1 rRNA gene and 1 pseudogene are annotated in these 2,497 nt (G+C 65.4%); one reads left to right on the top strand and one right to left on the bottom strand.

The features are described 5' to 3' along the window. Positions 1 to 1,521 (bottom strand): 23S ribosomal RNA (locus ACWDS7_RS47880); the annotation flags it as partial. A gap of 27 nt (positions 1,522 to 1,548) precedes the next feature. Here ACWDS7_RS47880 and ACWDS7_RS47885 point away from each other — a divergent pair. Continuing rightward, positions 1,549 to 2,497: pseudogene (locus ACWDS7_RS47885) on the top strand (lantibiotic dehydratase); the annotation flags it as partial.

Below are 2,497 nucleotides of genomic sequence, written 5' to 3' on the forward strand. Positions count from 1 at the left end.
TTTCGGGTACGGGCCGCCACGACACTCACTAGAGGCTTTTCTCGGCAGCATAGGATCACCCACTTCGCCACAATCGGCTCGGCATCACATCTCAGGATACACGGACCGCGGATTTGCCTACGGTCCTCCCTACATGCTTACCCCAGGACTACCATCGCCTGGGCTGGGCTACCTTCCTGCGTCACCCCATCGCTTACCTACTACCAGATCAGGCCAGGCGTTCACTCTGACGCCGCCCCCGAAGGGGCAACCGAGTTAAGGACCCTTAGTATCACTGGATTCAGTATTGGCGCATCGTAGCGGGTACGGGAATATCAACCCGTTGTCCATCGACTACGCCTGTCGGCCTCGCCTTAGGTCCCGACTTACCCTGGGCGGATTAGCCTGGCCCAGGAACCCTTGGTCATCCGGCGCAGAAGTTTCTCACTTCTGATTCGCTACTCATGCCTGCATTCTCACTCGCACGGCCTCCACAACTAGATCACTCTGCTGCTTCGCCGGCCGCACGACGCTCCCCTACCCATCCACACACCTAAACCACAAAGGCTCGGACACATGTGTGAATGCCACGACTTCGGCGGTGTACTTGAGCCCCGCTACATTGTCGGCGCGGAATCACTTGACCAGTGAGCTATTACGCACTCTTTCAAGGGTGGCTGCTTCTAAGCCAACCTCCTGGTTGTCACTGCGACTCCACATCCTTTCCCACTTAGCACACGCTTAGGGGCCTTAGTCGGTGGTCTGGGCTGTTTCCCTCTCGACTACGGAGCTTATCCCCCGCAGTCTCACTGCTACGCTCTCACTTACCGGCATTCGGAGTTTGGCTGACGTCAGTAACCTTGTCGGGCCCATCGGCCATCCAGTGCTCTACCTCCGGCAAGAAACACGTAACGCTGCACCTAAATGCATTTCGGGGAGAACCAGCTATCACGGAGTTTGATTGGCCTTTCACCCCTAAACACAGGTCATCCCCCAGGTTTTCAACCCTGGTGGGTTCGGTCCTCCACGCGGTCTTACCCGCGCTTCAACCTGCCCATGCCTAGATCACTCCGCTTCGGGTCTACAGCATGCGACTCAAACGCCCTATTCAGACTCGCTTTCGCTACGGCTCCCCCACACGGGTTAACCTCGCCACACACCATAACTCGCAGGCTCATTCTTCAAAAGGCACGCAGTCACATCACAGACGCCCGAAGACGTCTACGCTCCTACGGCTTGTAGGCACACGGTTTCAGGTACTATTTCACGACCCCTCACCGGGGCGCTTTTCACCTTTCCCTCACGGTACTTGTTCACTATCGGTCATCAGGGAGTATTTAGGCTTACCAGGTGGTCCTGGCAGATTCACACAGGATTTCTCGGGCCCCGTGGGCGGCGGAGGTCGTCGCCGGGCTGGACCGGCCGGAGGACGGTTACCTGCTGCTGGAGCGGCTGGTCGAGCGGGAGTTGATCACCTGGGACGCAGCGCTGCCGATCGGCCGCGACGCCGAGGACGTGCTGCGTGAGCGGATCGCCTCGATCGGGGACGCCGAGCTGCGCGAGCGGGCGGTGGCGGGGCTGGCGCGGTTGTGCGCGGCCCGTGACGCGGTGGCCGCCGCCGCCGGTGACCCGGCGGGGTTGAAGGAGGCGCTGGCGGCGCTGGACGCGGAGTTCACCGCGGTCACCGGTGCCGCGCCGCGGCGGCGGGACGGGCAGATGTACGCCGGTCGCACGCTGTGTTACGAGGACACCACCCGGGACGTCGACGTCACCGTCGGCTCCTCCCTCCTCGACGACCTCGCCGCGCCCCTGGCCATCACCCTCACCACCGCCCGGTGGCTGACGGCGGCACTGGCCGACGCCTACGGGACGGCGCTGCGGGAACTCTACGACGACCTGCGGGAAGACTCCGACGCCCCGGTGCGCCTGTCCGACCTGATGTCCCTGGCCCAGGGCCTGTTCTGGGGCACCGGGCGGCGTCCGGCCGACGACGTCGCCGAGGAGTTCACCCGGCGCTGGGGGAGCCTGTTCGGTCTGGAGGACAGTGACGCCCGCCTCCAGCTGTCGGCCGCCGAGCTGGCCGAGCCGGTGGCACGGCTGTTCCCCGCCGGGCGGCCCGGCTGGTCCACGGCCCGGCTGCACAGTCCCGACCTGCAGATCTGCGCCCCCGACGTCGACGCCGTCAACCGCGGCGACTACCAGGCGGTCCTCGGCGAGCTGCACGCGGCCTGGCCGACGTTCGACTGCGACCTCTTCACCGTCTGGCACCCCGAGGTCGACCGGCTCCGGGACGAGCTGACCGCCGACCTCGGGCCGGACCGGGTCCGGCTGCTCCACCCCGACACCTGGCCCCGGCACACCGGGCGGGTCGCGCCGTCGCTGACCGGCACCACCGACCGGCTGCTGGGGTTCGCCGCGGCACCGGGCGCCGACCCGGAGCGGCTGCTGCCGGCCACCTCGGTCATCGTCTCCGACGACGACGGCACCCTGATCGCCACCGCCCCCGACGGACACCGGT

The organism is Streptosporangium sp. NPDC003464 (assembly GCF_053588315.1).